Raw genomic sequence first — 13,886 nt, 5'->3', positions numbered from 1 at the left:
ATTTTACTTTTTTGAAATGTTTTTTTCTAATTCGGCATCAAACCACTGCATTTTTTTCAACAGTTTTTTTGCTTGTTTAGCATTTAAGTCTATTAGATTTTTAGATTCAGACTTGTCTTCTTTTAAATTGTACAGCTTAATTTTAGTATCTTCTTCTGTAAGTTTTCGCCAAGAAGCTTTTCTATAACCTTCAATTAAATATTTCCAATCACCTAAACGAACACCATCAATTTTAGTCGAGTTTGATCCATAGAAATACATTTCTTTTCGAGGTGATTTTTTTGATTTTCCTTCTAAAAATTTTGAAATATTATATCCGTCAAAAACTCTATCTTTTGGTATAGAAATTCCTGCATATTTTGCTATAGTTGGAAAAATGTCTAATGAAGAAACAATCTCATCACTTACAACACCACCTTTCACTTTATTTGGAGCCCAGAAAATTGCAGGTACTCTTTGTCCTCCTTCATAAGTATCAAATTTTCTTCCTTTTAATGGTTTTGCTGAACCATGACTATTTGGACCATTGTCTGAAGTAAAAATAACGATGGTATTTTCATACAATCCGTTTTCTTTTAAAGCTTTGAAAACTTCTCCAACACTCCAATCAATTTCCTGAACAGCATCGTAAAACGGTGTTGTTCCACTTGAACCTTTAAATTTATCGCCAACAAAAATTGGAACGTGTGGAAATGAATGTGCTACATACAAAAAGAATGGTTTTTCTTTATGGTTTTTAATAAATGAAACGGCTTCGTTTGTGTATCGTTCTGTTAACGTAGTTTGATTAGTTGGATATTCAACTATTTCATTTCCTCGCATTAAAGGCGGTTTATCTTTTAAACTCTTTTTAGCCTCTTTGTTTCCAGAAGCATCCACCAATTGCATATCTGAATGCATTTTTTCTAACGTATAACCATCATTTAAAACAATGTTTGGGGAAATATCAATGCCTGATGCTATAGACATATTATTACTATAAGGAATTCCAAAGTAAGAATCAAAACCCTGATTTAAAGGTAAATACTTCTTATCGTGACCTAAATGCCATTTACCCACCAATGCTGTTGCATAATTTTTTTCTTTCAACAATTCTGCAATTGTAATTTCTTCAGTTGGCAATCCTTTTTCATTTTTCTTCGGAAATAAAACACCTGGAATACCAACTCTTTTTGGCATTCTACCAGTTAACAAAGCGGCTCTTGAAGGCGAACAAACCGAAGAAGCTACATAAAAACTTGTCAATTTCACACCTTCATCAGCCATTTTATCAATGTTTGGTGTCTTTAATTTATTTGAGCCAAAACAACTCAAATCTTCATACCCTTGATCATCTGTAAAAATGATGATGAAATTAGGTTGCTCCTGTGCGATAAGTGTCTTCAGCCCTAGAAAACAACAAAAAATAAAAATTTGGATGCTATATTTCATAATACAATTATTTTAGTTTAATTTTATAAACTATAGCTGCATCACCTTCAGCAGGTTTGTTTTTTGGTGAAGTAACTACCAATCCTTTTGAAGTTTTTTTCCATTTAATTCTTTCTTTTGAACCTAGAACAGAAATAGATCTAATTTTTAAGTCCTTGGCTTTTCCTGCAAAAGTTTTTAGTGTAATTTCTTTTTTAGAACCTGGCCAACCTAATTGAATTGCATATACATTTTTACCATTTTTTGTATAACGAACATCTTGACTATTTAAGCTATTTAAACCTGCTTTAATAGAACCATAAGCATTCCAATTATCATTAGGATTTCTCTTCAATTCCGTTGGTCCTTGTCCAAATTCAACAAAAGGTCTTGTGTTGTATATAGATTCTCCATATAAATTTAACCAAGCACCTATACCTTCCATTGCTTGTGCTTGTTCAATTGGAATTACACCTTCTGCCATTGGAGCTGCAGCTAAAATCATAACGCCATTTTTACTAACTACTTCAGCAAGAATTCTAATTGCTTTTTTAGGATCTAAAGCGGTACGTTTGTCTTTGTTGTATCCCCAAGAACTTCCTAATTGAAAATCTGTTACCCAAACAAATGGTGTAATATCTTCCATTGTAGCTCGCTCTACATTTACAACGGCCAAATCTGTAGGGAAAAAGTCTCCCTTTGTATTTACTACAACTTCTTTGTTTAATTCTTGTGCTTTATTAAAATAATTAGCCAAAAATTGCTGACGGTAATTTTCTTGCACATACCCTTGAGCAAAGTCCATCCAAATATAATCTGGACAATATTCTTCTATTACTTCATCTAATTTTCCTAACCAAATATCACATTCTTCTTTATAAGACATTGTTCCGTAAAGTGCACGATACTTTGGATCTTGTGGAACTTCAGGATTTTTATAAACCGCGTTGTGCTCACTTAATGGACGAAGTGCACTGTTTTCTTTTTTTGGAAAAAACATCATATGAAAACCGTGGTGAAAAGTTGTCATAAATTTTAAATCACGACTTTTTACTTCTTTAGCAATTTGTTTTACAACATCAATTTTAGGCCCTTTATCTTTTGAATTCCAAGGGTTCACTTTACTTTCCCATAATGAAAACCCATCGTGATGTTCGGCAATGGTTCCAATAAATTTAGCTCCCATATTTTCGAACATATCAACCCAACGTTTTGCTGAAAATTTTTCAGCTTTCCATTGCGGAATAAAATCGTGGTAATGTACATCTCTACCATATGTTTTTGTGTGGTAATCATAAATATCTTTTCCCCAAGTTTTTCTACGGTCTTTCTCGTACATAAATCTACCATACCATTCATTTCCATTTGCTGGAACATTGTAAACTCCCCAGTGAAAATAAACTCCCAATTTAGCATCGGCAAACCACTCTGGTGTTACTTTATGCTTTTTTAAACTCTCCCATTCTGGCTTAAATTTTTCTTGTGCGTTGGTTAAAGTAACTGTAGCAATAATTGCTACTAAAACTATCAATATTCTATTTCTCATCATTATATTGTTTTGTAATATTCTTAATTTTTATCTCGTTCGCCTATTGGCTTTAAATGCTTTGTTTCTAACCCTTTGAAGTAATATGGATAGTTATCCCAAGGGTTTTCACCTTTCATTCTAGGATCTCCAGTTTCTGTTAAATACTCAAAAAGTTCAGCTTTTAACTCTTTACATAAATCCGCATATTTTTCTTCTGAAGCTAAATTATGAAGGTTATAAGGATCTTCTTTCACATTAAATAATTCAACTTCCGGGCGTCTTTTTAAACTTAAATCAGCATAATATTTTACCGAATCGTTGTCTTTGTTTTCAATTAAATAAGTTCTTGTTGCACCTGCATCAATTTCCCCATAAAATCCTTGATGAACAGAATCAAAATCTGCATTTCCTGCAGGATATCTTTCTGGTTCAAAATTTATGATATACAACCAATCTCCTTTTCTTATAGTTCGTATTGGATAGCCTAAACCTTCAGGTCTACAATATGCGTGACGTTCTAATGCTGTAAAAACTCTATCTCGTTTAGCATCTACTTGACCGCTTTTACCTGAAAACAAAACATCTAAAAAACTTTTTCCTGTTGTTCCTTTTGGAATTTCAAGACCTACGGCTTCCAGTAATGTTGGAGCAAAATCTGTGAAGTTTACAAAATCATCTACTTTGGCACCTCCTTTAATTTTATTTCCCCAACAAATTGCTAAAGGCATATGCGTTCCATAATCGTAACACGTGCTTTTTGCTCTTGGAAACGGCATACCATTATCTGCAGTTACAATGATTATAGTATTTTCTAGTTCTCCAGCTTCTTCCAAAGTTTTAATCATTCTTCCTAAATGTGTATCAAACCATTCAATTTCATAAAAATAATCGGCCATATCACTTCTCACCAAATCATTATCAGGTAAAAATCCGGGTACTTTAATTTTAGAAATATCTTTCCCTGATTTTACTCCAATTCCAGGATTGTATTTTCTGTGTGCTTCGTGAGATCCATACCAGAAAAAGAAAGGAGCACCTTTGTCTTTTTTAGACAAAAATTCATCAAAATTCCCAGCATAATCTTTATTAGACATAAACTGCGGAACTTTATTTCTTATCTTATTATACTCTGGAGCCAAAGGTTGTGCTTGATATGGTTCTTTGTGACTTGCGGGCATATAGCCTTTTCCGCTATAGCCTGTAGCATAACCAATATTTTTTAATGCCGTTGAAAAAGTAGGATATTCTTTTTTCAGACCACCAAAAAGCAATCCGCCCTCTTCTAATTCCCAAATGTTTTTTCCTGTTAAAATTGAAGCTCTTGATGGCGCACAAGATGACACATTACAATAGGCATTGTTAAACAAAACACCACTATTTGCAACTCTATCAAAATTTGGTGTACTTAATTCTGCAGTTCCATTTATTGAAGTATGAATAAAACTTACATCATCTGCAATACAAAATAGAATGTTTGGTTTTTTTTCAACCTTTTTAGATTGACAACTAGTATTTAGTGCTATTACACTTAACAGAAGTAAAATGATTTTACTTTTATGCATTTGTTTTAAGTATTATAATTATTACTTCGGATCTACAGGATGCAAATTTTTAACAGCATCTGAAGGAAGATCAATTGGTCTAATAAACGGATTTCTTAATGGTGGCATTTCATTTCTATGAGCAATAAAAGCCCCAAACAAGTCTTGCATCGCTTCAGGATTTTCTCGACTTACATTTGTAGTTTCAGATACATCATTTTCTAAATCGAATAAATAATGCTTGTTATCCTCAATGTATAATTTCCATTTTCCACTTCTTACAGCACCCATTCGATTTGCATACCAAAATAAATAATCGTGTGGTTCTTCATTCGTATAACCTCCTTGTAAATAAGGTAAAATATTTACGCCATCTAAATGGGTAATTTTAGGTAATTTTACATTTGCTGCAGAACATAACGTTGGATATAAATCTAAAGTACTTACTGTTTTTTCATAAGTAGTATTTTGTTCTAAATGCCCTGGCCAACTCATTATATAAGGAATACGAATACCGGCTTCTCTAAAAATTCCTTTGTACCCTGAAAGTCCACCGCGTTGTCCCATAATATGATATGGTGAATTGTCTGGCCACCAATCAGGTTCTTGAAAATGAATAGGGTTCATAGGCCCATTATCACTTAAAAATACTACAATTGTATTTTCTCGCAATCCTTCTTTATCTAAATAATCTAAAATTTTTCCAACATTATCATCAATTGCCAACACCATTGCAGCATACAATTTCATTGATTCAGATTTGATATGTTTAACACGTTTTCTATCAACTTTTTTAGCTTGCAAAGGTGTATGTGGAGCATTAAAAGCTAAATAGAAAAAGAATGGATTCTCTTTGTTTTTATTAGCTTCAATAAACTCAATTGTTTGTCTTCCACATCTGTCTGTTATATATTCCTCGCCCTTTCTATCTGGTCCCCATTGTGTCATAGTCCAACCTCCTTTTGGTTTTGGATGACCATCAACTCCTCCATAACCTCCAGTTTTATCTGGAAAATAATTACATCCTGCTGAAGTTAAAGAAAACTCGTGATCGAAAGTTGTTTCTGGATAGGTTGGAATACCAATTTTACCAGCCATTGCAGTAATATAACCTGCTTCAGAAAATGCTTGGTTGATATAACGATGCTCACTTGGAATTAATGATTTACGCTTTTTATCTTTTTGACCAGGCAAGCCATACGTATCGTGATTCCATTGTACTCCAAAACGTGTTTGATATGCACCTGTTAATAATCCGTGACGACTTGGCGAACACACCGATGACGACACATAACCATTTGTAAATTTGATTCCTTCTTTTGCAAGACGATCAATATTTTTGGTTTCAAATAATTTTCCACCGTAACAACTTGGGTCTCCATAACCTAAATCATCGGCATTAATTATAATTATATTTGGACGTTTTGTTACTTTATTTTGAGCTGAAATAAATTCAACCGAAATAACAACTACCAAAACGAATAACTTAAACACTTTAAAAATCATTATATTTTATTTAAAATTAACTCCAATTTTTTCACTTAACTTTTGAATATTTTTCTCTTTTAAATCCATTGGATTGTAGTTTAATTCTAATTCCAACGGTAAATAATAAGCTAATGAAGACCAGCCAAAAAATGGATTCATACCTAAACCTTCACCTGTTTCAGCATTAAAAAACTCACGTGTACTTTTATTATTTAATACCAGATTATAGGTTTTGTGAGCAATCTCTTTTGCTAAATCTTTATAACCATAATCGGTTAACCCGTGACAAATCATATAATTTGTAGGTATCCAAGTTGAACCTTTCCAGTTACACCCTTTTTGACCTTGATAATTTTGACGGTAATCTGGTTCTGTTAATGCGTAACCAGGAACAGGAAACTTTGTCCAAAACTCCTTTGGATTTTTTAAATGTTCCTCAACCATACGTTTTACTTGTTCTTTTGAAGCAACTCCTGCCCAAATTGGCGTAAAACACGAAACGGACTTTACATAAGTTGTTTTTCCGTTTTCCTCATTTCTATCATAATAAAAACCTGATTTTTCATCCCAAAGATGTTCATTAATTAATTTTTTTAATTTTTCGACGTGGGCTAAATAGCCTTTAACATCTTTCTTCTTCCCTATTTTTTTAGCAATTACAGCCATTGCTTGTAATTCACGAACCAAGTAACAGTTTAAATCTACACCTTCGCTTAAACCTAAAGTACGTGTGTTTTGATTATCCATTCCACTATGATCTGCAGCACCAGACCAACTTCCTTTTTGTTGTCCAGACCAATATGCTAAACCATTTTTATCTGTATCGTATTCAAACCAATGTTTTAAATACAATTGTGTTTTTTCGTAATATTTTTTTGCCCATTCCCAATTTCCAGTTTGGCGAGAACCCAACACAATTATTTGCGCAATAAAAGGTTTAAAATGATGGTCGGCTCCAAAGTTTTTTGGACCAAATGAACGTTTTATAAAACCATCAGGATGTTGTATTGCAAAAAAGCCTTCTAAATTATCGAAGTTGTATTTTGAAATTCCATAGTAAGACATGTAGATATTCTCGAAATATAAATCCCAATCGTAAAATTGCTCGTATCTATATCCCGTTAACAATTTTTTATTTGTAATAACAGTATCTAATAAAATTCCGTAAGATTCAATATCTTTATTTAGTTCCCTTAATCTTGTTTTTAAGATGATAGAATTGGTATCAAATTTTTTGTTAATTGGAATTTCTACTGACTTCTTTTTTTGTGCATTTACATTTCCGAAAAAGAATAATATTGCTAATGCAAAAATTATTGAAAACTTGTATTTCATATTTATTTGGTTTTTGTGCTTCTACAATTTAGGTTCATTTTTTAGTACAAAAAATTAAGTACCCATATGTGGTAAATAATTAATCAAATGTTCTATTTTTAATATGTTTAGATTAAATTCAAAAAAGAATAAATCTTATTCAAATATTTAGATAGACCATAGGAATTACACCTTCTATCTCTAGCTAAATTAACTATAAGTTTACCAAAAAACAGGGGATAAAATTGTTTAAAAGGCAGGGGTGTTTTCTATTCTGCGCTAGTTTGAATACTATAAACGCTAATGAAAACTGAAATTACTGAATAGCTTTCTTTTTATATTCTGAAGGTGAAACTGAGAACTCATTTTTAAAGCAGTTTCTAAAATATTTTAAATCGGTAAAGCCAACTTCGTAGGTTACATCACTTACAGAATATCTTCCTGTTGAAAGTAATTTTGCGGCTCTTTTTAATCGGATTGACCTAATAAAAGCAGCGGAAGTTTTGCCCGTTAATGCTTTTAATTTTTTATTTAATACAGTTTGTGTCATTCCACATTCTGAAGCAATAAATTGTACGGTTAATACTTCATCTGTAATTTTAGACTCAACAATTTCAAGAATTTTAGTCAATAATTTATCATCAACTTTTGTTGTAGAAAATTCAGAAGGTTCTATCTCTAAAGTGCTTTTAAATTTTTGCTGAAGTAATTCTTTATTTTTAATTAAAGTTTCTATTTGAGCTTTTAAAACTTCTAAATTAAATGGTTTTTCAACATATGCATTTGCGCCTAAACTATAACCTTTTACTTTATTATCTGAACTTGTTTTTGCTGTTAATAGTATGATAGGAATGTGACTTAAATCTATAGTGGTTTTAATGGTTTTACACATTTCAAAGCCATCCATTTTAGGCATCATAACATCGCTAATAATTAAATCTGGGAAATGTTTTTTACATTGTTCAATACCTTCTTCTCCATTTTCAGCTTCAAAAATTGTATACCTACTACTTAAGCTATTCACTACAAACTTTCGCAATTCAATATTATCTTCAACTATAAGTAGTGTTTGCTTTTTAATGTTATTTTCATTTTCAGCTTCACTTATGAAGTTTACTTCTTCTTTTTCAACCTCTACAGGAACATTGAACTGAGAATAACTATCTTTCTCTAATAACTCTTTATCGCTAAAATGTTTTTTTCCTTTTAATAAAGTTACAATAAATTTGGTTCCTTTTTGCTCTTCACTAATTAACTGAATTTTACCGTGATGCATTTCAACCAAACCTTTGGAATAGGACAAACCGATTCCGGTTCCTTCAACTTTATCATCAATTTTATCTGCTTGAAAAAACCTATTGAATACAAACTCCTGTTTTTCTTTTGAAATACCAATACCATTGTCTTCTACAGAAATAAAAACATTATTATTATCTTCTTCAACTTTAATTGTAATACTTCCGTTTCTGTTTGTAAATTTAAAAGCATTGGATAATAAATTCATCAATACTTTTTCAAGTTTATCGGCATCAAACCATAATGGTAAATTTGATGTTTTGTGCTTAAGTGTAAATTCAATTTCTTTTTGTTCAGCAATAAAATTGAATGAAGTCATTATTTTTTGAATAAACCCAATTAGATTTCCTTCACTTGCTTTTATGTTTATTTTACCTTGTTCAAACTTTCTAAAATCCATTAATTGGGTAATTAATCGTTGAAGATTATTCGCATTCCGATGAATAATTTCATAATTCTCAGCTACTTTATTATCTGACATTGTTTTTTTCTCTTTCAACAATTTAGAAATAGGGCCTAATATTAAGGTTAAAGGCGTTCTAAACTCGTGCGAAATATTTGTAAAAAACTGAAGTTTCATTTGTGAAAGATTTTGAATTTTTTCTTTCTCAAAACTTTCCATTTCTAGCTTACTTTTTCGTTGCACACCTATTATGGTAAAACGCCTAAAAAACCACAACGCCAACGCAAATAACATTACGTAAATAACTATTGCAAAACCCGAATAATACCACGGTGATTTTACAGTTATTGTAATTGATTTTGGGTTTGTACTCCAATGTCCATCGCTATTTGAAGCAATTACATTTAAGGTATATTTTCCTGAATTTAAATTTGTGTATTTCGCAAATCGAGTATTCGAATTTACTGAAACCCAAGCATCATCAAAACCTTCTAGTTTGTATTTGTATTGATTTTTACTTGGCGAAGCATAATGCAAGCCTGAAAAATAAATGGTAAAACTGTTTTCTTGGTATTTTAGTTCTAATACATCTAAACTATTAATAGATTGATTTAAAATAACTCTGCCTTTATACTCATCGCCTACTCCAATTGGTTGATTTAGAATTTCAAGATCTGTAAAAACAACTTTATTAATAGTTGTATCAAGCGATATTTTATTCGGAAAAAATGTATTGAATCCGTTAACTCCACCAAAAATCATTTCTCCAGATGCACGCTTGTAACAAGCAAAATCTCTAAACTCAAAATCTTGTAAGCCATCGCTTACACCAAAATTTCGAATGCTTTTATTTTCCGGATTAAAGCGACTGATTCCTTTATTTGTAGAAATCCATAAATTTCCTTTTTCATCTTCTAAAATGCCTTTTATTGCATTGTTTGGTAAACCATTATTTGTTGTTATTGTTTCAAAATAATGAATTCCATTTTCGCCTTCACATAATTTATTTAAACCACCACCCAAAGTACCAATCCATAAATCTCCTTTTGAAGATTCAAATAAGGGCAAAATATAATTATGGCTTATGCTTTTAGGGTTATTAATATCATTTTTATAAACTACAAAATTAGGTTCTTCTTTTAATTTATCTTCAAACTTAATTTTGTTTAAACCTGCAGAAGTTCCAACCCAAATATTACCGTTTTTATCTTCTAAAATACTTCTTACAATATTTGCAGACAATGAATTATTTTTTCCTTCAGCAATAAATTGAGTTTTTAAATAGTTTCCATTTTTATCCAATTTTAATCGCCACAACCCTTTGCCGTAGGTTCCTACCCAAACAACCCCTTTACTATCAATTAATATTGAAAAAACAGCGTTTATTCCATTAAAACTATTCTTAGGTAAATAAATTTCTTCACCTGTTTTAGCACTAAATATTTTGATTCCAGCAGGTAAACCTACCCAAACTCTATCATTTTTTTTATCAAGGCTTAACACCGTAACAAAGCTATGGTTGGGTAAAATTGAAATAAAACCTTTATTATAATCATTCTTATGTTCTTTTGGAAGGAAATTCAATCCTCCATTTTCAGTTCCAATCCACAAGTTCTGATAATTATCTTCTAAAACCGATCTAACTGTTTTATGAGATAAACTACCTTTATTTTTTGTTGCTGTATAATGTTTAAAAAATTGACCTTTTGGATTGTAAACTTCAACACCTCCACCACTTGTACCTATCCAAATTAATCCTGAATTATCTTTTAATAAGGATGAAACATTATAGTTCATAAAATCATTCTTTCTCGAATTCCATTTTATACTATTTGAACTAGCCGAAATTGTATTTTCATTTGATAAATTGTAAACAAAAATTCCCTTTTTAAAAGAAGCGACCCACAAGTTATTATCATCTACAAAGATTGATTTTCCACCAATAACATTTGATATTTTATGTGCACTACTCTCTTTTTCGTTAAATTGATAAACGCCATCATTATTGGAAAAAATTAAATTATTATCCCACTGCGAAATATAAATCACAGATGTTCCTAACTTAAACTCTTTTTCTAATTCAAATGTTTTTGGGTTCAATTTTAAAAGTCCATTGTCTGTACCAATCCATATAATACCACTTTTATCTTCATAAATTGTTTGTGGAGAATTTACAAGGTGCTTATTTTGAATAACACTCTCAACCTTATTGTTTTTAGAATTAATAATTTCAATTCCTTTATTGGTTAGTACCCAAATATTCCCTTTACTATCGGCCAACAATTTTAAACTTCCGTTTGAAGCAAAAATTTTGGGATTATTATCCTTATTAATAATGGATGTAAATTTATTTGTTAAAACATTGTATTTACTAACACCGTTATCTAGTGAACCTACCCATAAATTCCCTTGTTTGTCTTCAACTATTGAATTTATAATATTACTTCGTAATCCGCCTAGCTCTCTTGGTTCTTTTCTAAATACTTTAAAATTATATCCATCATATCTATTCAATCCGTCATTAGTACCAATCCAAATAAAACCTCTACAATCCTGAAAAATATAATTAACATCGTTTTGAGAAAGCCCATCTAAAGTTGTCAATTTGTGGAACTCCGATGCACTCAACCCAAAAGTTAATAGATAAAAAAGAAATATAAAAGCATATTTTTTCATTAGGGTAAATTTCGTGTTTTTTAATTAAAAAAGAGCTTACTAAATAGTAAACTCTTTAAAAAATTAAACGCCTTTAAAAAATACTAGTTAAAACAAAAAAGAAGTTTTATAGCCATATCTAAATCTCCACTATCTATATTTAATTTTACCTTTTTATGAATAAGCTCCATCTTTTCTTCTTCATCTAAATCAATTAACATTTCAGCTATTTCTGGTAAACTTTTAAATTTTTCTATTTCCTCTTCTGAAGGAATTTCCTCATAATTACCTAATCTTCCAATATTGTTTCCAGACAAAATATCTGTTTTAAATATGTGTTTAGGTAAATTATCTACACCAATACCTTTTGAAATTATAGGTTTTGGAATTTCAAAAAGAGAATCTTCAGTAATTCTAGAATACCAACTTCCACCCAAGCGCGCCACTAAATCTAATTTTTTGGTATCTAATAAATTATTTTCATCTAAAAATTCATTGTTAATATGAATGTAAACAACTTTACAAATTACTAAATTTCCTGCTCCGCCTTCATTTCCTAAAGAAATAATATTATCAACCACACACTCAAACGAAACTGGTGATTCTAGAACTCTTGGTGGTTTCACTTTTACCGATTTCCCTTCTGTTAATCCGGCTTTTTTAAACTCGTTTACACCTTCTTCATACTCTGTACTAGCTAAAGACATTTGCTCAACAATTGGGTAATTTACAATGTTAATCACAACTTCTTTTACCGCCTCAACATTTTGTAAAGTATGCTTTGTAGTGTTATCTCTAACTCTACGTGCTGGTGAAAAAATTAACGTTGGAGGATTAGAACTAAACACGTTAAAAAAACTAAACGGACTTAAATTTACTTCGCCTTTTAAATTTACAGTACTTGCAAATGCTATTGGTCTAGGTGCAATTGCCGTTAATAAAATACTGTGCAATTCTTTAGTAGAAATTGAATTTGGATCTATGGAAGTTACTTGTTTCATAATTTTTATTTTGAAGGTAATATTTGAGCTTTTACTTCACCAAAACCAACTCTTATTTCATCTTTTTTACAATAGCCACGCATAATTACAGTATCATAATCTTCTATAAATTTACGTTCTTCTCCATTGTTCAATTTAACCGGATTTTTTCCAGCCCAAGATAACTCTAACATAGAACCGTAACTATCTTTACTTTTTCCACTTATAGTTCCTGAAGCTAACATATCGCCCACATTAACATTACAACCATTACTTGTATGATGTGCCAATTGTTGCGACATATTCCAATACATATATTTAAAGTTAGACTTACTAACAACTGTTTCTTCTGAATTATTTGGAGCAATTGACACTTCTAAATTAATATCAAAATTTTTAAAGCCATTGTATTCTAAATGCTGTAAAACTTTTGGGTTTTGCTCTGGACCAGCAACTCTAAAAGGCTCCAAAGCTTCTAATGTTACCACCCAAGGTGAAATTGATGAAGCAAAATTCTTTGCCAAAAAAGGACCTAAAGGAACATATTCCCATTTTTGAATATCTCTTGCAGACCAATCATTAAATAATACTTTTCCAAAAATATAATCTTCTGCTTTTTTTGTTGAAATTGAATCTCCAACTTCAGTTTTCTTCCCAATTATAAAACCCATTTCCAATTCAAAATCCACTCTCGCTGAAGGTTCAAAAACTGGCAAAGTTTCATTTGGTTTTAAAACTTGTCCTTTTGGTCTATGAATATTTTTTCCGCTCACCATAATCGACGAAGCTCTACCGTGATAACCAACAGGAATGTGTTTCCAGTTTGGTAACAAAGCATTTTCAGGGTCTCTAAACATCATTCCAACATTTGTAGCGTGCTCAATGCTCGAATAAAAATCGGTATAATCACCAACTTTAACCGGCAAATGCATTTCAGCTTCATTTTGAAGAATAAAAGCTTCTTTTGAAGATTTTAAAATAGAGTTTTCATTACACAATTCTTGCTGAATTATAGTTCTAACCCTATTAGTTGTCAATTTCCCTAATGAAATAAAATCATTTAAAAAGTCCGACTCAAAAACAGCTTTTGAAAAGTTTAACTCTAAAAATAAGCCCAAATCATAAGCAACAGATAAATCTAAAATAGACTCGCCAATTGCAATTCCAACTCTCTTTTTTGAAGTTGGAGTTGAAAAAATTCCAAATGGAATATTATATATTGTAAAATCTGAATTATCAGATATTTTAAACCACGTTTTCATTGTATTTTT

At 30.8% G+C, this 13,886-nt stretch carries 8 protein-coding genes; all 8 read right to left on the bottom strand.

Going from position 1 to position 13,886, the window contains the following annotated elements:
* Positions 1-3: 3 nt before the first annotated feature.
* The 8 genes from Q0776_RS14295 to fahA all read right to left on the bottom strand — a co-directional run bounded on the left by Q0776_RS14295 (position 4) and on the right by fahA (position 13,877).
* Positions 4-1,431, bottom strand: coding sequence for a sulfatase (locus Q0776_RS14295; protein WP_298369642.1), 1,428 nt, complete (start codon positions 1,429-1,431; stop codon positions 4-6).
* 7 nt (positions 1,432-1,438) lie between these two features.
* Positions 1,439-2,959, bottom strand: coding sequence for an alpha-L-fucosidase (locus Q0776_RS14290; protein ID WP_298369640.1), 1,521 nt, complete (start codon positions 2,957-2,959; stop codon positions 1,439-1,441).
* Between the two features lie 20 nt (positions 2,960-2,979).
* Complete coding sequence (locus Q0776_RS14285; RefSeq protein WP_298369639.1) at positions 2,980-4,500, bottom strand: sulfatase; 1,521 nt, start codon at positions 4,498-4,500, stop codon at positions 2,980-2,982.
* Between the two features lie 21 nt (positions 4,501-4,521).
* On the bottom strand, positions 4,522-5,985 hold the full coding sequence (locus tag Q0776_RS14280) for a sulfatase-like hydrolase/transferase (protein ID WP_298369636.1): 1,464 nt from the start codon (positions 5,983-5,985) through the stop codon (positions 4,522-4,524).
* Positions 5,986-5,991: 6 nt separating this feature from the next.
* Positions 5,992-7,302, bottom strand: a complete 1,311-nt coding sequence (locus Q0776_RS14275; RefSeq protein ID WP_298369634.1) for a trehalase family glycosidase — start codon at positions 7,300-7,302, stop codon at positions 5,992-5,994.
* A gap of 295 nt (positions 7,303-7,597) precedes the next feature.
* Positions 7,598-11,656: a two-component regulator propeller domain-containing protein gene (locus Q0776_RS14270; RefSeq protein WP_298369632.1), complete on the bottom strand. Its 4,059-nt coding sequence runs from the start codon at positions 11,654-11,656 to the stop codon at positions 7,598-7,600.
* Between the two features lie 83 nt (positions 11,657-11,739).
* A complete protein-coding gene (locus Q0776_RS14265) occupies positions 11,740-12,636 on the bottom strand; it encodes a flavin reductase family protein (RefSeq protein ID WP_298369629.1) in 897 nt (298 codons plus the stop codon).
* A gap of 5 nt (positions 12,637-12,641) precedes the next feature.
* Positions 12,642-13,877 carry a fumarylacetoacetase gene (gene fahA / locus Q0776_RS14260; RefSeq protein WP_298369628.1) on the bottom strand — a complete coding sequence of 412 codons (1,236 nt, stop codon included), beginning with the start codon at positions 13,875-13,877 and terminating at the stop codon, positions 12,642-12,644.
* Positions 13,878-13,886: the final 9 nt, after the last annotated feature.

Origin of the sequence: uncultured Lutibacter sp., from assembly GCF_947495725.1 — a bacterium.
In the GTDB taxonomy this organism is placed as follows: Bacteria; Bacteroidota; Bacteroidia; order Flavobacteriales; family Flavobacteriaceae; genus Lutibacter.
Note: the sequence above shows the minus strand (reverse complement) of the source record. Positions and strands in the feature narration are given on the sequence as shown.